A 23,635-nucleotide genomic window follows, 5' to 3' on the forward strand; every position below is an offset into this window, starting at 1 on the left:
GCGCTGGGGGTGCCGGTGTGGCGCTTCGGGGCGGTGGACTGGACGCAGCTGGGAACGGCGGCGCGGCCGTGGTTCCCGGCGATGCGGCTGTTCCAGCCCCGCGCCGGCGAGACGCTGGACGAGGTGCTCGTCCGCATCGCCCTGGCGTTGCGCCGGCTGGCGTCAGCTCCATCGCCCCATTCGGCCCCCGAACCGGCTCCCGATCCCGACGTCCTGCTGGAGGAGGCCGCCGGGCACCATCAGCGGGGCGAACTTGCCGCCGCGGCCCCGCTCTATGCCCGCGTGCTGGACCTGCGTCCCAACGATCCGGTGGCGCTTCACCTGTGGGGATTGCTGGCGCACCAGACCGGTGACCACGACGCCGCGGTGATGCGCATCGCTGCGGCGCTGGCCGAACTGCCGGCGTACACCGCTGCGCATCTCAGCCTCGGCGGCGCACTCCTGGCGTTGAAGCGGCCGGGCGACGCGGCGGGCTGCTTCGTCCGCGCGCTGGCGCTGGAGCCCGGCAAAGCCGCGGCAATGACCAACCTCGGCAACGCGCTGGAGGCGCAGCACGGCCTGGAGGCGGCGGAGCGCTGGCAGCGCCGGGCCGTCGCCGCCGACCCGGCTCTTGCCGAAGCGCACGACAACCTCGGCGCCGTGCTGCTGCGCCTGGGCCGCCCGGCGGAGGCGGAACGCGCCCACCGTGCCGCGCTGGCGCGCACACCCACGCTGGCGACGGCGCGGCTCAACCTCGGCGTGGCGCTGCGCCAGCTCGCCCGCCCGGCCGAGGCGCTGGCCCGCTATCGGGAGGCGCTGGCGCTGGCGCCGGACGTGGCCGACGCGCTCGGCAACCTCGTCCGCCTGCTGCGCGAAGCCGACCGGACGGCGGAGGCGGAGTCCTGGGGCCGGCGTGCCCTGGCGCTCGATCCCGACCATCCGGGCGCGCAATTCAACCTGGGCCTGTTGGCGCTGGCGCGCGGCGGCCTTGCCGCCGGCTGGGCGGGCTACGACCACCGTTTCCGCGACCGTGCCTTCGCCGGCGCCGTCCGGCGTGTGCCGGCACGGCCCTGGCGGGGTGAGGATCTGTCCGGCCGGCGCATCCTGGTGTGGCGCGAGCAGGGCATCGGCGACGAGGTGCTGTTCGCCTCCTGCCTGTCCGACCTCGCGGCGCGCGCCGGGCGGGTGATCGTCGAGTCCGACTCCCGTCTGGTGCCGCTGTTCGCGCGGTCGTTCCCGTCCGTCGAGGTTCGGCCCGCCGGCGATGGCGACCCGCCGGCCGTGGACGTGCACGCGCCGATCGGTTCGCTGCCGCGCTGGCTGCGCCCCGCGCTCGGCGCCTTTCCCGCGCGGCCGGCGTATCTGGCGGCGGATCCGGCCTGCAGCCGGTTCTGGCGGGACCGGCTGGACGCGCTGGGGCCGGGGCTGGCGGTGGGGATCTGTTGGCGCAGCGGCCTGATGACCGCCGAACGCCAGGGCGCCTACACGCGGCTGTCGGATTGGGGTCCGGTCTTCGCGGTGCCCGGCGTGCGCTTCGTGAACCTGCAGTACGACGAGTGCGCGGCGGAGATCGCCGACGCCGAGGCGCGGTTCGGCGTGACCATCCACCGCTGGCCGGACCTCGACCTCAAGAACGACATCGACGGCACCGCCGCGCTGATGGCCGGCCTCGATCTCGTCGTATCGCCGGCCACCTCGGTGGGCGAACTGGCGGCGGCGCTGGGCACGCCGACGTGGCGGTTCGGCGCGGCCGACTGGACGCAGCTGGGCGCGGGAGCGCGCCCCTGGTTCCCCGCCATGCGCCTGTTCGCGCCGCGGCCGGGGGAAACGCTGGAGTTGGTGCTGGCCCGCATCGCCCGCGCCCTGCGCGCCTTGTAGCGCTTACGGCGTTTTGGCGGTCCGGCGAAGCTCCCGCGCCACATGGCCCAAGGTGTCGGCGAGCGTTTCGCCGGGGCGCGGCTGAACCGGGCGCATGCTGGGGAACCATGGCCGCGCCCCCGCGCCCAGCCACGTCCAGTCCGGCCCCCCCAGGCGCCACACGGGCGTGCCGAGCGCGCCCGCCAACTCGCCCGACGCCGTGGCCGGGACGATCACCAGGTCGAGGTTGGCGATCAGTGCGGCCACCCCCTCCAGATCGTCCTTCAAGTCCAGGTCCGGCCAGCGGTGGATGGTCACGCCGAACCGCGCCTCCGCCGCCGCGATCTCCGCCGCGCACTCGTCGTACTGCAGGTTCACGAAGCGCACCCCCGGCACCGCCAGCACCGGGCTCCACGCCTCCAGTCGCGTGTAGGCGGCTTCCCGCTGCGCAGTGACGATCTGGCTGCGCCAGCCGATGCCGACCTTGAGGCCGGGGCCGAGCGCGTCCAGCCGCTCGCGCCAAAGCTTTTGCCGCGCGGCGTCCGCCCGCAGGAAGGCGGTCCGGGCGGGGAAGGCGCCGAGCGTCCGCCGCATGAGGCGGGCAAGGGTGCCGGCCGGCACCTGCAGATCGGCGTCCGGCTGGGCCATCGTTTCGTTGCGCTCGGCATCGACCGTTTCCGCGCGCACGTCCGCCCATGGGAAGGCGCGGGCGAACAGCGTCACCAGCCGGCGGTCGCATTCGAAAACGATGCGGCCACCGCGCCCGGCCAGGTCCTCGTAGCAGGAGGCGAACAGGATCTCGTCGCCCAGCCCCTGCTCGCACCACACCAGCAGCCGGCGGCCGGCGAGGTCGTCGCCTTGCCAGGCGGGCAGCGGGATGCGCCGCGGCTTCTGGAGCTGGCGGGCCTGGAAACGCCGGTCATACCCGGCCCAGCCCGCCTCCAGGTCGCCCTGCGCCAGCCGCAGCAGCCCGATGTTCCAGGCGGCCAGCGCGAAGCCCGGATCGATGCGCACCGCACGCTCGAACGGGCGCTCGCCCAGCGCGGTGCGGCCCAGCGCGCGTTCCATGGTGCCGATGTTGTTGTGCGCGTCGGGCAGGGCGGGGCGCAGCGCGGCGGCGCGGCGGTAGTGTTCCAGCGCCCGCTCGCATCCGCCGCGCAGTTCCTGCACGTAGCCGAGATTGGCGTGCGCCGCCGCGTTCTCGGGATCAAGGCGGACGGCGCGGCGGTGCCAGCGCTCCGCCTCGTCGATGCGTGCGGTGCGCTGGACCAGCAGGCCCTGGTGGGTCAGCGCGTCGGCGAAGTCCGGCTTGAGCGCCACCGCGCGTTCGAAGCACGCCTGCGCCGGCCCGTCCTTGCCGAGCGCCTGATGCACGAGCCCGAGGTGGTTGAAGGCCTGGGGGAAACGCCGGTCGACGGCCAGCGCCTTGCCGATCCATTCCAGCGCGTCGGTGTGCAGCCCGGCTTGGTGGTAAAGGAGGCCCAGCAGGTGCAGCGCATCGGCGTGGTCCGCCTGTTCGCGGAGTGCCTGATGGTAGCGCACCTCGGCCTCCTGCAGGCGCCCGGCCCGGTGCAGCGCCACGGCCTCGCCGACCAGTGCCTCCACCCGCGCGGGGTCGATCGCTGTCGCTGCCGAGGCCGGGGCCAGAGCCGGGGCCGCCGCTACGGCCGGCGGCGCCAGCCGGCGCAACGCCAGGGCGATGCGGACGAGCACGTCATCCAGCGTCTCGCCGGCGCGGGGCTGGAACAGCCGCATCGCCGGGAACCACGGCCGCGCCGCCGTTCCCAGCTGCGTCCAGTCCACCGCCCCGAAGCGCCACACCGGCACCCCCAGCGCCCCCGCCAGCTCGCCCGCCGACATCGCCGGCGAGATCACCAGGTCGAGGTTGGCCACCAGCGCCGCCGCCCCCTCCAGGTCGTTCTTCAGGTCCAGGTCCGCCCAGCGGTGGATGCGCACCCCAAAGCGCGCCTCGGCGTCGGCGATCTCCGCCGCGCACTCGTCGTACTGCAGGTTCACGAAGCGCACCCCCGGCACCGCCAGCACCGGACCCCACGCCTCCAGCCGCGTGTACGCCCCCGCGCGCTCCCGCGTCATCAGCCCGCTGCGCCAGCCGATCCCCACCACCAGCCCCGGGCCCAGCGCCGCCACCCGCTCCCGCCACGCCCGCACCCGCTCCGCATCCGCCACCAGCCACGACGCACGGGGCGGAAAACGGCGCAGCTCCGGCCGCAGAAAGCGCGGCAGGCTTCCCGCCGGGACCTGCGCCGCGCAGTGCGGCGGCTCGATCGTCTCGCGCCCGTCGGCGTCGCAGCTTTCCGCGCGCACGGTGGCGGCGGGGAAGGAACGCGCCAGCAGCGGCACGAGCCGCGGGTCCGCCTCGATCACCACCGGCCCGCCGGCCTGCGCGATGGCGTCGGCGTAGCAGGAGGCGAACAGGATCTCGTCGCCGACCCCCTGCTCGCGCCAGATCAGCAGCGTACCGCCGCCCAGCGGCTTGCCCTGCCATGGCGGGGCGGCGATGTGGCGGTCGGGCAGCGCCTCGTGCGCGGCGAAGCGCCGGTCATAGCCGTGCCAGCCGCGCTCCAGGTCGCCGTGCCGCAGGGCCAGCAGGGCGAGGTTGTGGCTGGCGGTGGCCAGATCGGGGGTGCGCGCCAGCGCCTCCTCGTAGCAGCCCTGCGCCTCCTTGACCTTGCCCTGGGCCGCCAGCGCGTTGCCGAGGTTGTACAGCGCCTCCGTGAAGTCGGGCCGCAGGTCGAGCGCCTGCCGGTGGCATGTCTCCGCCTGCTCGGGCCGGCCGAGGCGCTTGAGCACGCTGCCCAGGTTGTTCAGCGCGCCGACGTGCCCCGGGGCGCGGCGCAACGCCTCGCGGTAGGCGATCTCCGCCTCCTCGTAGGCGTTGTTCTGCTGAAGCGCCGCGCCGAGGTTGTACCACGCCGTGGCATCGTCCGGGCGCAACGCCACCGCCGCGCGGTGCTGCGCCACCGCGGCGTCGAGCCGGCCGAGCACGGCCAGCGCGTCGCCCAGGTTGGTGTGCGCCTCGACCATTCCGGGAGCCAGCGCCACCGCGCGGTCGAGCGCCGTGACGGCGCTGCCCGCATGGCCGGTCGCGCGCAAGGCGTTGCCGAGGTTGTACCAGGCCTTGGCATAGTCCGGCCGCAGCGCCAGCGCCCCCAGAAAGGCGCCGGTCGCCCGCCCGGCGTCGCCCAGCGCCTGGAGCGCGTTGCCCAGGTTGAAGCGCGCCTGCGCGAAGTCCGGCTTCAGCCGCACCGCCCGGCCGTGCGCCTCCACGGCCTCCTGGTGCCGGCCGGCCGCGGCGAGCGCGCTGCCGAAATTGTCGTGGTAGTCGGCGACGGTGCCGGCGTTCTGGATGGCGCGGCCGATCAGCTCCACCGCGGCGATCGGCTGGCCGACCTGCAGCGCCAGCACGCCCAGCAGGTGCAGCGCGTCGGCGTTGCGCGGCTGCGCCTGGAGCACGGCGCGGTACCCGGCCTCGGCGTCGTGGAGGCGGCCGGCCTGATGGTGCGCCACCGCGTCCGACAGACGGGTGCCGGCGGGGTTCGGCGGGCCGCCGCGGTCGCGGGTCTTCTGGCTCATCTCGTCTGGCTCACGGCGTCGTCCGGGCATCATCGCGCCGGGGCATGGCAGCATGACCGCGCCGGTCCGCGCAAGCCGGATGAAGACGAAAAGGCGGGAAGACCAAAAACAAACGGGCCGCACGAGGCGGCCCAAGTTTACAGGGAGGAAAACGCAATGCCGAGAACCAGTCGGTGAGCCTTGCGTGCCCCTGTTGTCTCATGAATATGGTTAACGTGGCGTTAAGGGCGCCGCCTGTACCGTCGGCATACCGCTTTATCGGACGTTGCCTGCGGGCGGCGGCGCGGCCGCGCTCTGCCCCGTTGACGGCGGCCGGTGGCGTGTAGTCTGCTGCGCACACCGTACTTCGACCTGAGGATGCGATCCGTGACCGGCACGTCCCTGCGGCTTGGCCGCTCGATCCCGCCCGCCGACGTCCACTTCGAGCAGGGCACCTTCCTGGCAGGGCAGGGCCGCCTGCTGGAGGCGGAAGCGTCGTTCCGCAAGGCGATCGAGGCGCGCTCGCCGTTCCCGGAAGCGCTGAACAACCTGGGCAACGTGCTGATCGAGCTGGGCCGCGTCGACGAGGCGCTGGCGACGTTCCGGCAGGTGCTGGCGGACGGCCTTCCGGATGCGCGCGTCTATTACAACATCGGCTCGACGCTGAAGCTGGTCGGCGACCTCGACGCCAGCGCCCGTTACCTGCAGCGCGCCGTGGCGCTCGCCCCCGAATTCCTCGACGCCTACAACAACTACGGAAACGGCCGCTCCAACGGCGGCGAGCAGGAAACGGCGGTGGTCGCCTACCGCCGCGCGCTGCGCCTCGACCCGCGGTCGCAGCTGGCGCACGAGAACCTCGGCCGCGCGCTGTACCTGATGCACGGCGATGGTGCCGCCGAGACCGCCGCCCGCTATGCCGACGAATGGCTGCGCGACCACCCGGACAACCCGCTGGCCGCCCACCTCGGCGCGGCGCTGGCCGGAAAGGCGGCGGACGCGCGCGCGTCCGACGGGTTCGTCCGCCAGACCTTCGACCTGTTCGCCCCGGCGTTCGAACAGACGTTGGCCGGCCTCGGCTACCGCGCGCCGGAATTGCTGGCGGCCGCCGTGCGGGCGGAGGGGGTGGCGCGCGGCGCCACCATCCTCGATGCCGGCTGCGGCACCGGGCTGTGCGGGCCGCTGCTGCGCCCGCTGGCACGCCGTCTGGTCGGCGTCGACCTGTCGTCCGGCATGCTGTCGCGCGCCTACGGGCGGGGACTGTACGACGAACTGTGCGAGGTCGAACTCGGCGCCTTCCTCGCCGGTCGGCCGGAGGCGTTCGACGTGATCGTCGCGGCGGACGTGCTGTGCTATTTCGGCGCGCTCGACACCGTTCTGGCCGCCGCGACGCAGGCGCTGCGGCCCGGCGGCCTGCTGGCCTTCACGGTCGAGCGGCTGGAGGGCGCCGGTGATTATCGCGTCAACCCGCACGGCCGCTACACCCACGCCGAGGATTACGTGCGCCGCACGCTGGCCGACGCGGGGCTCGAACTGCGCGGGATGGCGGTGGAAACGCTGCGGCAGGAAGGGCAGTCGCCGGTCGCCGGCTTCGTCGTCACCGCGCGCCGTCCCGCCGCGTAGCGAGAATCCTCCTCGGGATATTCCCGCCGTTCGAAGCAATGCGAAAGGTCCGGTTCAGTCCAGCCGAAGAGTCCGCCAAATCAACGCCAGGCGCTGATGCCGTTCGGGACTCGGACGATCGGCATGTTCGACGTACGCTTGTCCCGTCGCGCGGCAACGGCCGTACGGCGCACATGCGGTTGCATGAACGAAGCCTTTACAAACGACAGGCGTCGGCGTAATGTAGCGTTGGGATTGTCTTTGACTCGAAGAGTCGGTCATGAACGTGGCATCGGCCATAGCGGCATCGCCGAGGATGCTGCCCGTCATGACGGCCCGCAACGGCGGCGACGCCGAGGACCGGGCCGACACCCGGATTCCGTCGAAGGAAGAGGGCGAGGCGCCGCTGATCGCGCGCTATCCGATGATCGCGTTCTCGTTCAACGCGGATGCGTCGCGTCTGGTTCTCCTGTACCGTGATCCCGCGACGGGGAAGACCGTCGACCAGATTCCTTCCGAAACGGCCCTCAAGCATTACGAGGATGCCCAGAACAAGGAAGAGAAGCGCAAGAAGCTGGAAGTCGTCGTCGGCGGCGCCGCCGACGGCAAGACGGATGCATCCGCCGCATCCCCGGCTTCGGACGGCCTTGCGGCCGCGTCCGGCGGGGCTTCGGCCCGTCGGGCGGACTTCCCGGCAGCGGACTTCCCGGCAAAGGTGCCGCCGGTGACCACGGCCGGCCCGGCGCCGGTATCGACACCATCGGCCACGCCCGCGGGCGGCAGCACGCCGCGCGTGAACGTGGTCATCTGAAGGAGCAGGGCGCATGGACGTCACATCCACGACGGCCGGGGCAGCGGTTGCGCTGCGCCAGTCCATGACGCAGATGGACACCGGCATGAAGATGCTGGGCAACTCCGCGCAGCAGCAGGGCGCCGTCGCGGCGCTGCTCTCGGGCGGCACGGGCGGCGCGCCCGCCCCCTCGGCTGGCGGCAACATCACCGAGACGCGCGGCCAGAACCTGAACATCCTGGTCTGACCCACCTCGTCCGGCCCACCTCGTCCGACCCACCTCGTCTGAATCGTCGGCCGGCCGGTCCCGACGGGCCGGGCCGCCGCACCCTCGGTACCCTGAACGCGACGCGTGCTCCCCGGTGGCCTTCACCACCGGGGCAGCCGGCCTTCGGCCGCCGTACCTCGCCTTCCTCCATTGGTCCGGCCTGCGACTTCCCTCATATGGCAGCGTGATCCGGGCCCGGCGATGACGGTCGGCCCAACGACCGAGAGACGCTGCGCATGGCCTTCACACGCCCCGGTCTTCAGTTCGAAGCGACCTTCGACACCGTCACCGACATGGTGGCGCTGGGCTTCCACCATTCCGGCAACAACGCCATCCCGGTGGTCGACATCGCCGGCGAACGCGCCGCCCAGTTCCACCTGGATCACTACAACAGCCCCGTCCCCTACCGCACCGAACTGGTGCCCGACAGCATGCAGCCGCCGGCCTTCACCGGCGGGCAGAGCGCCCGCATCGGCGACACCTACTGGTACGGCACCAAGGTCTACATGCCGGCCGACTGGCAGGCGGACTCCTCGCCGGAAATCATCATGCAGTTCCACGACTGGCCCGATCCCGGCGAGGAGTGGAAGAACCCGGCGGTGGCGATGAAGATCCTGCCGTGGGAAGACGGCACGAACCACCTCGTGGTGCGCATCCGCGCCGACGCCGATCCGATGACGCCGGCCACCGGCCAGCGCTACGACAGCGTTGTCACCCACGACCTGGGCGACGTGCGCACCGCCATCGGCAAGTGGACGGACTGGGTGTGGAAGGTCAAGTGGGGCTACACCGACGCCACCGGCAGCCTGCAGCTGTGGCGCGACGGCCACCTCGTGCTCGACCTGCCGAACGCCGCCAACTGCTTCAACGACCAGGAAGGGCCGTACTTCAAGGTCGGTATCTACAAGTTCCCGTGGGAAAATCCGGCCGACACCGGCGCCGACACCCGCACGATCTACTTCGACGACATCCGCATCGCCGGTCCGGACGGCAGCTACGCGCTGGTGGCCCCGCACGGGCCGGGCACGGGTGCCGACGACGCGCTGGCCGGTGGTGCCGCGGCCGACGTGCTGTATGGGCTCGACGGCCGCGACACCCTCGACGGCGGGGCGCTGAACGACACGCTGTACGGCAACCAGCAGGCCGACCACCTGCTGGGCGGCGACGGCGCCGACACGCTGTTCGGCGGCCAGGGTGCCGACGTCCTCTTCGGCCACGCCGGCAACGACGTCCTGTACGGCAACATGGACGGCGACGCGCTGGACGGGGGAGAGGGGGCGGACACCGCCTTCGGCGGCCAGGGCGACGACGTGCTGGCCGGCGGCGCCGGGAACGACCTTCTGGCCGGCAACCTGGGCAACGACACGCTGGCCGGCGGATCGGGCGCCGACACGCTGGCGGGCGGGGCCGGCGCCGACCTGTTCCGCTTCGACGCACCGGGCGACGGGGCGGATGCGGTCACCGATTTCGAAGCCGGGGTGGACCGCATCGCCCTCCTGGGCGGCGGCTTTGGCCTGTCGTCCGGCGCCCTGCTGACCGGCCGCTTCGCGCTGGACCGCGCGGCGGACGCCGACGACCGCTTGGTTTACGATACGCGCACGGGGACCCTATGGTTCGACGCCGACGGCAGCGGCCCGACGGCGGCGGTGCATCTGGTAACCCTGACCGGCGTGCCGCCGCTGAATGCCGGCGACATCATCGTGCTGGCGGGGTAAGGGTCACACCTTCGAATCGAGCAGCGACTTCTGCATCTCGTCGGCGGTGCGCGTCACCGCGATGTTGGCGGCATAGGCGCGCCCGGCGGCGATCTGGTTGACCGCCTCGCGGGCAAGGTCGACGTTGGGCGCCGCCACCATGCCCTGGGCGTCGGCGTAATCGGCTTCCGGTTCGTATTCGGCCAGGTACGCGGGGGTGATCGGCGTGAAGGTCGCCCGCGTGCCGGCGGCGTCCGCGCCCAGGCGCTGTTCGCTCTGCGCCACGCCGACCGGCTGGTAGGCGGCGGGCTTGCCCTCCGGCACGGCGCCGGCGGCGTCGGGCATGGCGCCGCGGCTGCGCACGTTGGCCACGTTGGACGCCGACGCCTCGACGCGGCGGGTCTGGGCGGTGAGGCCGGTGACGGCGATGTCGAGCGGTGAAGCCATGGACGGACCTCCGATCCGAAGGAGACAGTCTACCACGTTCGGCGCGCCCGCGCATCCCGGCTTGCCGAGGCCCGTCCTCTGGTCCACAAAGGGTGCTCTGGTCCACAAAGGACGCTCGCCGACCCGAACGGGAGGAGCACCCTGGCCACCACCGCGGACTCCCTGACGCTGGCGCTCGAGCACCACATGGCCGGGCGCGTGGCGGAGGCGGAACGACTCTACACCCGCATCCTCGACCAGGATCCGCGGAACGCCGACGCGCTGCACCTGTTGGGCGTGCTGGCCGGGCAGTCCGGCCGCGCCGACCAGGCGGTCGCGCTGATCGGCCGCGCCATGTCGCTGCGTCCGGAAGCGGCTGAGCTGCCCTCCGACCTCGGCCGGGTGCTCGACGACGCGGAGCTTCCCCAGGCTGCGGCGCGCGCCTACCGGCGGGCCTTGGCGCTGAAGCCGGACTTCGCCGGCTGCTGGAGCCGCCTGGGCGTGGTGCTGGGCCGGCTGGGGCAGGGTGCCGCCGGCCGCGCCGCCGTCGCCCGTGCGGTGGCGCTCGATCCCGGCCGCGCCGAGACGCACGCCCATCTGGCGCTGCTCGCCCGCGCGCCGGCCACCGCCTGACGAAAGCCCCCGATGGCCACCATCCAGGAGGCGCTGCTCGCCGCCGTCGACCACCACCAGGCCGGCCGTCTTGCCGAGGCCGAGGTGCTGTACGGCCGCATCCTGGAGGCCGATCCCGACCAGCCGGACGCGCTGCACCTGCTGGGCGTGCTGCTGGCACAGGCCGGCCGGCCCGACCTGGCGGTCGACCGCATCGCCGCCGCCGTCGCCCACAGCCCCGGTGTCGCCGACTACCGCGAGAACCTCGCGAAGGTGTTCCAGGCGCTGGGCCGGCGGGAGGAGGCGGCCGACGCCTTCCTCGCCGCCTTCGACCGGAGCCCGGAGCGGGACGCCTGCGCGCTCGGCGCCGCGCAACTCCTCATGGAGGCCGGCGATCCGGGTGCCGCGGCGCGGGCGCTGGCCCGCCTGCTCGCCGTCCAGCCCGGCCATGCGGAGGCGGCGCCGCGGCTCGCGGCGGCGCTGGCCCGCCACGCCGGGGGACTAGCATCGGCGGGGCAGGCTGCGGGCGCGGTCGCCGCCTACCGCCGTTCGCTCGCCGTGCGGCCCGACCAGCCGGCGACGCTGCACAACCTGGGCCTGCTGCTTTCCGGCATGGGTGACCCCGACGGGGCGGCGGCGCCGCTGGCCCGGGCCGCGGCGCTCGTGCCGGACGATCCGGACACCGTCCGGGTGCTGGCCACCGTGCTGCGGGACGGCGGACGGGATGCGCAGGCCGCCGACGCGTTCGCCCGGCTGCTGCGGCTGGAGCCGGCGAACGCCGACGCCTGGGCCGCGCGCGGGCGCCTCCTGCGCGCCCTCGGGCGCCTGGAGGAGGCGCTGGCCTGCCTGCGCTGCGCGGCGGCGTGGCGGCCCGGCGACGCGGAGCTGCTGCTCGACCTCGGCCGCGTCTTTCGGGCGGCGGGCGATCCCGTGCGCGCCACCACGGCGTTCGCCGCATCGGCCGCGCTGCGTCCCGATGCGCTCACGGCCGCCGGCGCCATCCTCAGCCTGAACCTGACCGACGCACCGCCCGCCGTCATCCGCGCCCGCGTCGAGGACTGGGCGCGCCGCTACGCCGACCCGCTGGCCGACCCGCTACCCGAGCCGGCACCGGCCCGCGCCGCCGACCCGGACCGGCCGCTGCGCGTCGGCTATCTGGTCGAGAACATGCTGACGCACGACTACACCTGCCTGCCGCTGGTCGAGAACCACGGGCCGGCGGTGCAGGCCGTCGTCTACGCGCTGGGGCCGCACCAGGACAACCCGATCTCCGCCCGCTACCGCGCGGCGGCGGCGCTGTTCCACCCGGTGCACGGGATCGCCAACGACGATCTGGCCGCACTCGTGCGCGCCGACGGCATCGACGTGCTGGTGGACGGCGCCGGCTTCCCATCGGCCGGGCAGCGCCTGCTGGCGTTGGCGCGGCGGCCCGCGCCGGTGCAGGTGCACTTCCCCGTCATGACCACCACCGGCATGGCCGCCGTGGACGCCCTGGTCGTCGACGCCACGCTGGCGCCGCCGGGGACCGAGGCGGCGTTCCGCGAGCGGCTGGTGCGCGTTCCCATCGCCTACCACTTCGACCCGCTGATGCCGACGCCCGAGCCCGGCGAGCCGCCGGTCCTGCGCAACGGCTTCGTCACCTTCGGCAGCATGAACCAGCTTTCCAAGGTGCGCGACGCGACGCTGCACGCGTGGGCGCGGGTGCTGGCCCGCGTGCCGGGCTCGCGCCTTCTGGTCAAGGCCGCCGACATGAGCGCGGCGGGCGAGCGCCGGCTGCGCCGCATCCTGTGCGACGCGCACGGGCTGCCGCCCGGGCGGATCGAGACGCGGCCGCCGACGGCGACGCTGTGGGACCACTACGCCGCGTTCAACGACGCCGACGTCTTCCTCGACACCTTCCCCTACGGTGGCGTGACCACCACGGCGCAGGCGCTGTGGATGGGGGCGCCGACGGTGGCGCTGGCCGGTGACCGCGTGCTCGACCGCTATGGGGCGAGCATCCTGGGCATAGTGGGGCTGGGCGATTGCGTGACGGAGTCGCCCGAGGCCTATGTGGAGGCCGCCGCGGCCATGGCCGCGAACGCCGGGCGTCTGGTGGAGCTGCGCCGGACCCTGCGCCCCCGCATGCGCACCACCCCGCTGTCGGAGCCGAAGGCCTTCGCGCGCGGCGTGGAGGACGCCTACCGCACGCTCTGGCGCGACTGGTGCGCGCACCAGCGGCACCATGCCACCCGGTAGGCCTATGACGATTGCTGCATGACGGCGGACGGCTCTGCTATCCTCGCCGTGCCTCTGCCCCGTGCGGTTCCGACGCGCCGCGCACTTTGGGTGGTTCCTTCCCTCACGGCCACGTTCCATACCCCATGGCAACCCCCCAAGAAGCTCTGCTGATCGCGCTGGAGCACCATCAGGCAGGTCGCGTGATGGAAGCGGAGACGCTGTACGGGCGCATCCTGGAGGCCGTTCCCGACCTGCCCGACGCCCTGCACCTGCACGGCGTGCTGGCGGCGCAGACGGGGCGGCTGCCCCTGGCGGCGGAGCTGATCGCCAAGGCCATCGCCGCACGCGCCGGGGTTGCCGATTACCACACCAACCTCGGAAACGTGCTTCGCCTGCTCGGCCGCGTGGACGAGGCGATCGAACACTATGGCCAGGCCGTGGCGCTCGCGCCGGATCTCCCGCGCGTCCAGGCCGACCTGGGCATACTGCTGAACGGGCGGAATCGACGGCGGGACGCTGTGGCGCCCCTTGTCAGGGCGGTGCTGCTCGATCCGTCCCTGGCGGAGGCGCACGTGCACCTCGGCCAGATCCACGAGCACGGCGGCGACCTGGACAAGGGCGCGCGGCATTATCGCCACGCCGCCGCGCTGCGGCCGGATCTGGCGGACATCTCCTACAACCTGGGCATTCTCGAACACGCGCGCGGCCGGCCTTCGGCGGCGGAGGAGGCGGTGCTGCAGGCCCTCGCCGCGAAGCCGGATTTTCCGGAGGCGTGGTACAATCTCGGCAACGCACGCGCGTGCCTGGAAGCGGCCGGGCAAGGGGCGGGGCGAAACGCGCGGGGGGCGGAAACGGCCTACCGCATGGCCCTGGCGCTCCAGCCCGACTACGCCGAGGCCTTCGTGGCGCTTGCGGAGCTGCTCCAGCAGCAGACCGGCAGGACGGCGGAGGCCGTCGCCGCGTGCCGCCGCGCGCTGCGGCAGCGGCCGGATCTGGCGGCGGCGTACGACACGCTGACGGCCATCCGGCTCGCGGCCAAGGACAAGGCCGCGCTGCGGTCCGGCCACCGCGCCGTCGCCCTGGCGCCGGGCAACGCCGGCAGCCATGTCAACCTGGGCCGGGCCTTGCGGGCAGCCGGTGCCGGTGCCGGCGACGCGGCGGTCGCCGCCTTCACGCGGGCGCTGACGCTGGCCCCGGATTGCGCGCCGGCCCTCAGCAACCTCGTGATCTTCAACCGCGAGCGCGACGACCTGGACAAGGCCGTTCGGACAGCCCGCCGGGCCATCGCGCTGCTGCCGGATTCCGCGCTGGCGCTGACCAATCTCGGCGTCTGCCTTCAGTACGGTGCGGCGGACGTGGCGCTCGCCAGCTTCGGGCGGGCACTGCGGATCGCGCCCGAGGACGCCGAGGTGCGCCGGTTGCTGGGCCTCCTGCAAATGGAACGCGGGATCCTGGCCGAAGGCTTCGCCAATTACGAATGGCGGTGGTCCTCGTCCGGGTTCGACCAGCCGCGGCGGGGCTTTCCGCAGCCGCGCTGGGACGGTGGCGACCTCGCCGGCCGCCGCTTGCTGCTGTGGGGCGAACAGGGCGTCGGAGACGAGTTGATCTACGCCGGGATGATCCCCGACCTGGTCGAGGCCGGCGTCGATTGCGCGCTGGAATGCGATCCCCGCCTGGTGCCGATCCTGCAGCGTTCCTTCCCCGCGGTGGAGGTCGTTCCGCGCACACCGGCCCTGAACCCGCCGGACCTGTCCCGCCCCGCCGACGTTCACTGCCCGCTCGGCAGCATCGGGCGGTGGCTGCGGCCGGACTTCTCGCGCTTTCCGTCCCGCGCGTCCTACCTCGTGGCCGACGGCATGCGGCGGCGGCGGATTCGGGATCGCTACGGGGCGGACGCCCCCGGCAATCTCCTGGTCGGCGTGTCCTGGCGCAGCAAGAACACGGACTTCGGGCGCAACAAGTCGCTGGACCTGCTGTCCTGGGCGCCGCTCCTGACGCAGCCGGGCATCACCTTCGTCAATCTTCAGTACGGCGATTGCCGGGAGGATCTGGAGGCCGTGCGCCGCGAGCTTGGCGTCACCGTCCTCGCCGATGCGGAGATCGACCCCATGCGCGACCTGGACGGCTTCGCGGCACAGGTCGCCGCACTGGATCTCGTGATCTCGACCAGCAACACCACCGTGCACATGGCGGGTGGGCTGGGCGTGCCGACCTGGGTGCTGCTGCCGGCCGGGCAGGGCCGGATCTGGTACTGGTTCGACGGGCGCGACAACAGCCCCTGGTACCCCTCGCTCCGGCTCTTTCGCCAGCGGCAACCGGGGGATTGGCGGCCGGTCGTGGACCGTCTCGCCACGACCCTGGCGTGGTGGCAGGATGACCAGCGCTCGCGCCCGTCGCGAACGACGCAATCGTAAGCAACCGCCCGCCCCCAACCCGGACCCGTCCCCCCATGGCCACCATCGCCGAAGCGCTCGCCGCCGCCGTGGAGCACCACCAGTCCGGCCGCCTGCAGGAAGCGGAGATCCTCTACACCCGCATCATCGATGCGGATCCGGAGCAGGCCGGCGCGCGCTACCTGCTGGGCATGCTGGCGGCCCAGGTCGGCCGCTTCGACGTGGCCGCGCGCTGCATGGCCGCCGCCGCCGTCCTGGCGCCCGACGTTCCGGACCAGCACCTGCACCACGCCATGGTGCTGGAGAGGCTGGACCGCCCGGCGGAGGCGGTCTTCGCCTACCGCCACGCGCTCGCGCTGCAGGCCGGTCCGCCGCACGCCTTCTTCAACCTGGGCGTCCTGCTGCGCCGCCTTGGCCGGGCGGCGGAGGCGGCCGAGGCGTTCGCGCAGTCCGTGGCCGGCGATCCGGCGCAGGCCGCGGCGCACCTGAACCTCGGTGAACTGCGCCTCGCGGCCGGCGACGCGGCCGGGGCCGCGGCGGCGTTCGAGGCGGCGTCGCGCCTCGACGATGGCCACGCGGCGGTGTGGATGGGCCTCGCCACCGCGCGCCAGCGCCTGGGCGACCTCGACGGCGCGGTGGCGGCGCTGCGCCGCGCCATCCCGTTGCGCCCGCAGGACGAGGCGCTGCCGGCCACCCTGGGCGTGCTGCTGCAGACCCTGCGCCGTCACCGGGAGGCGGTGAACGCCTTCCACCGCGCCGTGGTGCTCGTTCCGGGCTGGCCGGAGGTGACGCACGCCATGGGCCTGTCGATCGGCACCTTCGGCGGCCCGGTGCCGGCCCTGCCGGTGCAGCGGCGCGCGTCGCTGCTCAAGCCGCTGCTCGAACCGGCCCGGCTCGGCCACGCCGCGGCGCTGCATGACCTTTCGCGCTTCGGCGCGGCGCGTGCGGCGCTGGAGCGGCTGCTGGCCGTCAACCCGGCGCAGGTGGAGGCGCTGTGCTTCCTCGGCAGCGTGCTGCGCGACCTGGACGAGCACGCCGCCGCCAACGCGGCGGGCCGGCGTGCCGTTCTCCTGGCGCCCGACGACCCGGTGACCTTCCGTGCCTTCGCCGCCGGAATCGTCTACGACCCGGTGCTTGATGCGGACGCCCGCTTCGCCGCGCACCGCTGGCTGGAGGATCGCTGCGCCCGCCGTCATTACGCCGCCGTCCGCCCGCACCTCAACCTGCCCGATCCGGGGCGCCGGATCCGCATCGGCATCCTGTCGTCCGACCTGCGCTCCCATCCCGTGGCGCGCAACATGGAACCGGTCCTGGCGCACCACGACCGCAGCCGCTTTTCCATCACCTGCTACGCCGATCTGGAACTGCCCGACGCCGTCAGCGAGCGCCTGCGCGGCATGGTCGACGGCTGGCGCGTCATCACCGGGCTCGACGACGCGGAGGTCGCCGAGATGATCCGCGCCGACGGGATCGACATTCTCGTCAGCCTCGCCGGGCGATTCGACCGCAACCGGCCGCTGGTGTGCGCCCACAAGCCCGCCCCGGTTCAGGTCAGCCACCACGACGTCGCCACCAGCGGGCTGGCGGTGATGGACTATCTCGTCGCCGATCGCACGCTGGTGCCGGCACGGGCGCGCGAGCGGTTTACCGAGCGGGTGTTCCGCCTGCCGAACTTCTACATCCACCGGCCGATGGACGATGCGCCCGATCCCGGACCGCTTCCCGCGCCGGCGGCCGGGCACCTGACCTTCGGCAGCTTCAACAACCCCACCAAGGTCAACGGCGCCGTGCTGGACCTCTGGACGCGGGTGCTGGAGGCGGTGCCGGGCTCCCGCCTCGTTCTCAAGTACAACGCCGCCTTCGCCGACCCGGCGCTGCGCGCGCGGGTGCTGGCGCCCTTCGCCCGGCGCGGCCTGGAGGGGCGGGTGACGCTGCTGACCACGATGCAGACGCGGGCCGAGCATCTGGCGCTCTACCGCGGCATCGACCTGGCGCTCGACCCGTTCCCGTTCAGCGGCTCGACGACGACGTTCGAGGCGCTGTGGATGGGCGTGCCGGTCATCACCCTGGCACAGGAGCGGATGGTCAGCCGGTGGAGCACCTCGATGCTGCGGGCTGCCGGGCTGGACGACTTCGTCGCCGGGACGGAGGAGGCGTACGTCGCGCTGGCCCGGCGCTGCGCCGGCGATCTGGCATGGCTGGCCGACGTCCGCGCCGGCCTGCGGGAGCGGGTGCGGCATTCACCGCTCACCGACGCCGTCTCCAACAGCCGCGCCTTGCAGCGCGCCCTGGCCGCCATGTGGCGGCGCTGGTGCGCCGGGCGGACGGCGGCCGGTCCGCTCAACCCCGGTCCCGGCCCGGCGTGGCTGCACGCCGGCACCACGCGCCTTTCGGCCGGCGACCCGGCCGGCGCGCGGGTGGCGTACGGGCGGGCGCTGGTTCTCGATCCGGCGGATGGGGAGGCGCAGTACGCGCTGGGGGTTGCCGCCCGGCGGCAGGGCGACGCGGAGGCCGCCATCGCCGCCACCCGGCGCGCCGTGCGCCTGCGGCCGGACGATCCGCGGCCGCTCGCCAACCTCGCCGTGCTGCTGCACGCCTCCGGCCGGGACGCCGCCGCGGTGGCGGCCTACCGCCGGATGCTCGGATTCGCCCCGGACCGGGCGGAGGCCTGGCATGCGCTCGGCCAATCCAGCGCGGCCGTCGGCGGACCGGCGCCGAACGTGCCGCTGCAGCGGCGCGCCGCGCTTCTCGACCCGGCGCTCGACGCCGCCCGGCTGGCCCACGCCGCCGCCCTCTACGACCTCGGCCGGGTGGACGAGGCGGAGGCGGCGTTCCACCGCGTCCTGGCGCTCGATCCCGCGCACGTCGAATCGTGGTGCATGCTGGCGAGCCTCCGGCGCGTGCTCGGCCGTCCGGAAGCCGGAACGGCGCTCAACCGCCGCGCCCATCGCCTGGAGCCGGGAAACATCACCGCCCACCGCGGCCTGCTGGCGGCGCTGCTCTACGACCCGTCGCTGGACGAGGCCGCCCGCTTCGCCGAACACCGGCGGCTGGCGGACGTGCCCGCGCCCGCCGCAAGGCCGCACGCCAACCCGCGCGATCCCGGCCGGCGGCTGCGCATCGGCTATCTGTCGTCGGACCTGCGCGCCCATCCCGTGGCCCGCAACCTGGAGCCCATCCTCGCCGCCCACGACCGCGCCCGGTTCGAGGTGGTGTGCTACGCCGACTTCGCCCGTTCCGACGCCACCACCATGCACCTGCGCGGCCTCGCCGACGGCTGGCGCGAGGTCGCCGGGCTGGACGACGCGCGACTCGCCGACCTGATCCGCGCCGACGGCGTCGACGTGCTGGTCTGCGTGGCGGGCCGGTTCGACGCCAACCGCCCGCTGATCGCCGCCCACCGCGCCGCACCGGTGCAGGTCAGCCTGTACGACGGCGCCACCAGCGGTCTGCCGGCCATGGATGCCATCCTGACCGACGCGGTGATGACCCCGCGCGGCGGCGGGGAGCGCTTCACCGAACGGCCGGTGCGGCTGCCGGTGCTGTTCGCCTACCGGCCCATCGACGGCGCGCCGGATCCGGCGCCGCCGCCGATGCTGGCGTCCGGCCGGGTGACCTTCGGCAGCTTCAACAACCCGGCCAAGGTGAACGACACGGTGCTGGCGCTCTGGGCCCGCGTGCTGAACGCGGTTCCGGAGTCGCGCCTCGTCCTCAAGTACAAGGCGGTGTACGGCGCGCCCGCGCTGCGCCGCCGCGTGCTGGCCGTCATGGAGCGGCACGGCGTCGACCCCGCCCGCATCGTCCTGCCGGCGGCCAGCCAGGAGAGCGCGCGGCATCTGGCCCTCTATCACGGCGTCGACATCGGCCTGGACCCGTTTCCCTTCTGCGGCGCCACCACGACGTTCGAGGCGCTGTACATGGGCGTGCCGGTGGTGACCCTGCCGGGCACGAACATGATGAGCCGGTGGTCCGCCTCGCTGCTGCGGGTCGTGGGGTGCGGCGATCTCGTGGCCGCCGATGCCGGCGATTACGTGCGAATCGCCTCCGCGCTGGCCGCCGATCCAGACCGTCTCGCCCGGCTGCATGCGGACCTGCGCCCCCGCCTGCTGGCGGCAACCGTCCTCGACCCGCGCCGCAAGGCCCGGCAGGTGGAACGCGTCCTGCGTGCGCTGTGGCGGCGGTGGTGCGCACGTCAGGGTTGATCGCGCCAAGGTTAAGAGACGCTGTATCTTTGCCCGGCCATGGGCCATTATGCGCGTCCACGCGCTTGCGCCGAGGTTCGCTCCTCATGCCTCAGACCGACACCCTCGCCATGATCACGGCCGGCCTCACCGACGTCGGCCGCATGCGCGCGCGCAACGAGGACAGCTTCGGGATCGAGCCGGACCTCGGGCTGGCGCTGGTGTGCGACGGGATGGGCGGGCATGCCGGCGGCGACATCGCCAGCCGCACGGCGACCGACACCATCGTCGACTTCCTGGCGGAATTCGTGCCGGCCGGTGGCCGGGGTGCCGGCGGCGCGGCGGCCGGGACGGACGCCGACCTCACCCTGTCCGGCGACGGCGGCATCGAGGCGGCGGTGCAGAACGCCGTGGCGACGGTGCGCTCGGCCGTTCAGGTGGCGAACCGCCGCCTTGCGGTGCTCAACGCCGAGCGCGGCTATCCCGACGGCCGCGGCATGGGCACCACGGTGGTCGGCACGTGGCGCCTGGACGGCAGCGACCGGCTGGTCGCCTTCCACGCCGGCGACAGCCGGCTGTACCGGCTGCGCGGCGGCGAACTGGCGCAGCTCACCCGCGACCACAGCCTCTATCAGGTCTGGCTCGACCAGGGCAGCCGGGGCCCGGCGCCGCAGCGCAACATCATCGTCCGCGCGCTTGGCACCACGCAGGAGGTGGAACCGGACGTGTCCGTGCACGGCGTGCGGGCGGACGACATCTACCTGCTGTGTTCGGACGGGCTGACCGGCATGCTGCCGGATCCGGCCATCGCCGCCATCCTGCGCGACACCGGGCGCGGCGACCTGGACGCCGCCTGCCGCCACCTCGTCACGCTGGCCAACGAGCGCGGCGGGCACGACAACATCACCGTGGTGCTCAGCCGTTTCGACGCGGTGGGGTAGGGGGCGGCGGAGCAGGGCTCATAGGTACGGCGGGGTGCAGGCGCTGATCAGCTCGCACTCCTCGTCGTCGATGTTGCGGAAGCGGTGCGGTGTGCGGCTGTCGAACAGGTAGGCGTCGCCGGGACCCAGGATCTCCTTGCGGTCGCCCACGGTCAGCTCGATCCGGCCCTTGATGACGATGCCGCCCTCCTCCGATTCGTGCTGGAGCATGGTGCGGCCGGTGTCCGCACCCGGCGCGTAGCGCTCGTGCAGGACCTGCAGGTTGCGGCCGCGCAGGTCGCCGACCTGCCGGAACGACACCTGTCCCACCTTGCCCTTCACCAGCATCGACGACAGCTCGATCAGGTCGCCGGCCTTGTAGAAGATCTGCTCGCGCGGCGGCAGGTCGTCGGTGGCGAAGAACTCGGCCAGCGTCATCGGGATGCCCTGCAGCACCTTGCGCAGCGAGGAGACGGACGGGCTGCACCGGTTCTGCTCGATCAGCGAGATGGTGCCGTTGGTCACGCCGGCCCGCTGCGCCAGCGCGCGCTGCGAGAGGCCGTGCAGTTCGCGCACCTGCTTCAGGCGCGCGCCAACGTCGAAATCCATGGGCCGGTTTCCTGATCCGTGCGCGTGAGGCGTGTATCCTTGCCCATAAGCAATACCGCATGGGCCGGAATCCGTCACCATAATCTCGACACCGCGACGGGGGTTGTTTAACTTATTAAACAGCGGTACGCTCGCGGCGTTCCCGGCAAACAACCAAGACACAGGGCGGTCCCATGCTGGCGTTGAAGGATCAGAGCCTCCTGCAGAGCAAGGCGTACGTGAACGGCGCGTGGATCGGCGCGCACTCCGGCCGCAGCTTCCCCGTCACCAACCCGGCCACCGGCGCCGAGCTGGGCCGCGTCGCCGACCTGGGTGCGGAAGAGACGCGCGCCGCCATCATCGCCGCCAACGAGGCGTGGCCGGCGTGGCGTTCCAAGACCGCCAAGGAGCGTGCCGCGATCCTGCGCCGCTGGTACGAGCTGATCATGGCGAATCAGGAGGATCTGGCCGTCCTCATGACCGCCGAACAGGGCAAGCCGCTGACCGAAGCGCGCGGCGAGGTGGCCTACGGCGCCAGCTTCATCGAGTGGTTCGCGGAGGAAGGCAAGCGCGTCTACGGCGACGTCATCCCGACGCACAAGCACGGCACGCGCCTCGTCGTCCTGAAGGAGCCGATCGGCGTCGTCGCCGCCATCACGCCGTGGAACTTCCCCAACGCCATGATCACCCGCAAGGTGGCGCCGGCGCTCGCCGCCGGCTGCCCCGTGGTGATCAAGCCGGCGGAGGACACGCCGCTGTCCGCCCTGGCGCTGGCCGTGCTGGCGGAGCGGGCGGGAATCCCGGCCGGGGTGTTCAATATCATCACCGGTTCCGACCCCATCGCCATCGGCAACGAGCTGACGTCGAACCCGATCGTGCGCAAGCTGTCCTTCACCGGCTCGACCGAGGTGGGCAAGATCCTGATGCGCGCCTGCGCCGACACGGTGAAGAAGGTGTCGCTGGAACTGGGCGGCAACGCACCCTTCATCGTCTTCGACGACGCCGACCTGGACGCCGCCGTTCAGGGCGCGCTGGCGTCGAAGTACCGCAACTCCGGCCAGACCTGCGTGTGCGCCAACCGCCTGCTGGTGCAGGCAAGCGTCTACGACGCGTTCGCCGAGAAGCTGGCCAAGGCGGTGCAGGCGATCAACGTCGGCAACGGGCTGGAGGCCGGCGTTACGCAGGGCCCGATGATCAACGCCGCGGCCGTCGCCAAGGTGGAGGAGCTGCTGGGCGACGCGCTGGAGAAGGGCGCCAAGGTCGTCACCGGCGGCAAGCGCCACGCCAAGGGCGAGCTGTTCTTCGAACCCACCATCGTCACCGGCGTCACCACCGACATGCGCGTCGCGCGCGAGGAGATCTTCGGCCCCGTCGCACCCCTCTTCCGCTTCGAGACGGAGGAGGACGCGGTCCGCATGGCCAACGACACCGAATTCGGCCTCGCCGCCTACTTCTTCAGCCGCGACATCGGCCGCGTCTGGCGTGTTGCCGAGAAGCTGGAATACGGCATCGTCGGCATCAACGAGGGCATCATCTCCAACGAAGTCGCCCCCTTCGGCGGCATCAAGGAGAGCGGCATCGGCCGCGAAGGTTCCAAGTACGGAATCGAGGACTTCCTAGAGATCAAGTACCTGTGCATGGGCCTGTAAGGCGCGCGGGACATAGGAACGGAGGGTCAGGGACATGTCGAACCAGTCGCTTCACGCCCGGCGCGACGCGGCCGTGCCGCGCGGCATCTCGGCGATGCTGCCGGTCTACATCGAGCGTGCGGAAAACGCCGAGATGTGGGACGTCGAGGGCCGTCGCTTCATCGACTTCGCCGGCGGCATCGCCGTGCTCAACACCGGCCACCGCCACCCGAAGGTGGTCGAGGCGGTGAAGAAGCAGCTCGACAGCTTCACGCACACCTGCGTGATGGTCACGCCGTACGAATCCTTCGTGGCGCTGGCGGAGCGGCTGAACGCCGCCACCCCCGGCAGCCACCCGAAGAAGACGGCCTTCTTCACCACCGGCGCCGAGGCCGTGGAGAACGCCGTCAAGGTCGCCCGCGCCCACACCGGGCGCCCGGCCGTCGTCGCCTTCTCCGGCGCCTTCCACGGCCGCACCATGATGGCCATGGCGCTGACCGGCAAGGTGGCGCCGTACAAGACCGGCTTCGGCCCGTTCCCAGGCGACGTCTACCACGTGCCGTTCCCCAACGCCTACCGCGGCATCACGGTCGAGGACAGCCTCAAGGCGCTCGACACGCTGTTCAAGTGCGACGTCGAGCCCGCCCGCGTGGCGGCCATCTTCATCGAGCCGGTGCAGGGCGAGGGCGGCTTCAACATCGCCCCGCCGGAACTGCTCCAGAAGCTGCGCGCCCTGTGCGACCAGCACGGCATCCTGCTGGTGGTGGACGAGATCCAGACCGGCTTCGCCCGCACCGGCAAGATGTTCGCCATCGAGCATTCCGGCGTCGTGCCCGACCTGATGACCATGGCCAAGAGCCTGGCCGGCGGCTTCCCCCTGTCGGCGCTGACCGGCAAGGCGGAGATC

General features: G+C 72.9%; 15 protein-coding genes. 12 read left to right on the forward strand and 3 right to left on the reverse strand.

From position 1 onward, the window contains the following. Window positions 1-1,857, forward strand: a 1,857-nt coding sequence (locus tag VED21_RS31145) for a tetratricopeptide repeat protein (RefSeq protein ID WP_324889467.1), incomplete at its 5' end; no start/stop codon positions are given. A gap of 3 nt (window positions 1,858-1,860) precedes the next feature. Here VED21_RS31145 and VED21_RS31150 read toward each other — a convergent pair. Further along, window positions 1,861-5,430, reverse strand: a complete 3,570-nt coding sequence (locus VED21_RS31150) for a tetratricopeptide repeat protein (RefSeq protein ID WP_324889469.1) — start codon at window positions 5,428-5,430, stop codon at window positions 1,861-1,863. Between the two features lie 366 nt (window positions 5,431-5,796). Between VED21_RS31150 and VED21_RS31155 the strand changes: the two genes are divergently transcribed. The 4 genes from VED21_RS31155 (at window position 5,797) to VED21_RS31170 (ending at window position 9,781) form a co-directional block, all read left to right on the forward strand. Further along, complete coding sequence (locus VED21_RS31155) at window positions 5,797-7,029, forward strand: tetratricopeptide repeat protein (RefSeq protein ID WP_324889471.1); 1,233 nt, start codon at window positions 5,797-5,799, stop codon at window positions 7,027-7,029. Window positions 7,030-7,336: 307 nt separating this feature from the next. Next, window positions 7,337-7,819 (forward strand): hypothetical protein, encoded by a 483-nt coding sequence (locus tag VED21_RS31160; RefSeq protein WP_324889473.1) that lies wholly within the window; start codon window positions 7,337-7,339, stop codon window positions 7,817-7,819. Between the two features lie 13 nt (window positions 7,820-7,832). After that, on the forward strand, window positions 7,833-8,045 hold the full coding sequence (locus tag VED21_RS31165) for a hypothetical protein (protein ID WP_324889475.1): 213 nt from the start codon (window positions 7,833-7,835) through the stop codon (window positions 8,043-8,045). 257 nt (window positions 8,046-8,302) lie between these two features. Continuing rightward, on the forward strand, window positions 8,303-9,781 hold the full coding sequence (locus tag VED21_RS31170) for a heparin lyase I family protein (protein WP_324889477.1): 1,479 nt from the start codon (window positions 8,303-8,305) through the stop codon (window positions 9,779-9,781). 3 nt (window positions 9,782-9,784) lie between these two features. Here VED21_RS31170 and VED21_RS31175 read toward each other — a convergent pair whose 3' ends face one another. Next, window positions 9,785-10,207 carry a flagellar basal body rod protein FlgC gene (locus VED21_RS31175; RefSeq protein ID WP_324889479.1) on the reverse strand — a complete coding sequence of 141 codons (423 nt, stop codon included), beginning with the start codon at window positions 10,205-10,207 and terminating at the stop codon, window positions 9,785-9,787. A gap of 186 nt (window positions 10,208-10,393) precedes the next feature. Between VED21_RS31175 and VED21_RS31180 the strand changes: the two genes are divergently transcribed. The 5 genes from VED21_RS31180 to VED21_RS31200 all read left to right on the forward strand — a co-directional run bounded on the left by VED21_RS31180 (window position 10,394) and on the right by VED21_RS31200 (window position 20,533). After that, complete coding sequence (locus tag VED21_RS31180) at window positions 10,394-10,819, forward strand: tetratricopeptide repeat protein (RefSeq protein WP_324889481.1); 426 nt, start codon at window positions 10,394-10,396, stop codon at window positions 10,817-10,819. A gap of 12 nt (window positions 10,820-10,831) precedes the next feature. Next, entirely contained in the window at window positions 10,832-13,036 is a 2,205-nt protein-coding gene (locus VED21_RS31185) for a tetratricopeptide repeat protein (RefSeq protein WP_324889483.1), read from the forward strand. Window positions 13,037-13,161: 125 nt separating this feature from the next. Further along, window positions 13,162-15,432, forward strand: coding sequence for a tetratricopeptide repeat protein (locus tag VED21_RS31190; protein WP_324889485.1), 2,271 nt, complete (start codon window positions 13,162-13,164; stop codon window positions 15,430-15,432). A gap of 35 nt (window positions 15,433-15,467) precedes the next feature. Then, window positions 15,468-19,613 (forward strand): tetratricopeptide repeat protein, encoded by a 4,146-nt coding sequence (locus VED21_RS31195; protein ID WP_324889487.1) that lies wholly within the window; start codon window positions 15,468-15,470, stop codon window positions 19,611-19,613. 86 nt (window positions 19,614-19,699) lie between these two features. Beyond that, window positions 19,700-20,533 carry a PP2C family protein-serine/threonine phosphatase gene (locus VED21_RS31200; protein WP_324889489.1) on the forward strand — a complete coding sequence of 278 codons (834 nt, stop codon included), beginning with the start codon at window positions 19,700-19,702 and terminating at the stop codon, window positions 20,531-20,533. Between the two features lie 18 nt (window positions 20,534-20,551). On the opposite strand, the gene VED21_RS31205 is transcribed toward VED21_RS31200, so the two are convergent. Continuing rightward, window positions 20,552-21,121, reverse strand: a complete 570-nt coding sequence (locus VED21_RS31205) for a cupin domain-containing protein (RefSeq protein ID WP_324889491.1) — start codon at window positions 21,119-21,121, stop codon at window positions 20,552-20,554. A 173-nt stretch (window positions 21,122-21,294) separates the two neighbouring features. Between VED21_RS31205 and VED21_RS31210 the strand changes: the two genes are divergently transcribed. Continuing rightward, window positions 21,295-22,749 carry an NAD-dependent succinate-semialdehyde dehydrogenase gene (locus VED21_RS31210; RefSeq protein WP_324889494.1) on the forward strand — a complete coding sequence of 485 codons (1,455 nt, stop codon included), beginning with the start codon at window positions 21,295-21,297 and terminating at the stop codon, window positions 22,747-22,749. A 34-nt stretch (window positions 22,750-22,783) separates the two neighbouring features. Next, window positions 22,784-23,635 (forward strand): aspartate aminotransferase family protein (locus tag VED21_RS31215; protein WP_324889496.1); only part of this gene is annotated, 852 nt, incomplete at its 3' end.

The sequence above is a fragment of the Azospirillum sp. genome (assembly GCF_035627195.1).
In the GTDB taxonomy this organism is placed as follows: domain Bacteria; phylum Pseudomonadota; class Alphaproteobacteria; order Azospirillales; family Azospirillaceae; genus Azospirillum.

Bases quoted from the DNA above. Each gene is read 5' to 3' on its own strand.
- VED21_RS31205 (WP_324889491.1), bottom strand. From the start codon at position 21,121: ATGGATTTCGACGTTGGCGCGCGCCTGAAGCAGGTGCGCGAACTGCAC.
- VED21_RS31165 (WP_324889475.1), top strand. From the start codon at position 7,833: ATGGACGTCACATCCACGACGGCCGGGGCAGCGGTTGCGCTGCGCCAG.
- VED21_RS31160 (WP_324889473.1), top strand. From the start codon at position 7,337: ATGACGGCCCGCAACGGCGGCGACGCCGAGGACCGGGCCGACACCCGG.
- VED21_RS31175 (WP_324889479.1), bottom strand. From the start codon at position 10,207: ATGGCTTCACCGCTCGACATCGCCGTCACCGGCCTCACCGCCCAGACC.
- VED21_RS31210 (WP_324889494.1), top strand. From the start codon at position 21,295: ATGCTGGCGTTGAAGGATCAGAGCCTCCTGCAGAGCAAGGCGTACGTG.
- VED21_RS31170 (WP_324889477.1), top strand. From the start codon at position 8,303: ATGGCCTTCACACGCCCCGGTCTTCAGTTCGAAGCGACCTTCGACACC.
- VED21_RS31190 (WP_324889485.1), top strand. From the start codon at position 13,162: ATGGCAACCCCCCAAGAAGCTCTGCTGATCGCGCTGGAGCACCATCAG.
- VED21_RS31200 (WP_324889489.1), top strand. From the start codon at position 19,700: ATGCCTCAGACCGACACCCTCGCCATGATCACGGCCGGCCTCACCGAC.
- VED21_RS31180 (WP_324889481.1), top strand. From the start codon at position 10,394: ATGGCCGGGCGCGTGGCGGAGGCGGAACGACTCTACACCCGCATCCTC.
- VED21_RS31195 (WP_324889487.1), top strand. From the start codon at position 15,468: ATGGCCACCATCGCCGAAGCGCTCGCCGCCGCCGTGGAGCACCACCAG.
- VED21_RS31150 (WP_324889469.1), bottom strand. From the start codon at position 5,430: ATGAGCCAGAAGACCCGCGACCGCGGCGGCCCGCCGAACCCCGCCGGC.
- VED21_RS31185 (WP_324889483.1), top strand. From the start codon at position 10,832: ATGGCCACCATCCAGGAGGCGCTGCTCGCCGCCGTCGACCACCACCAG.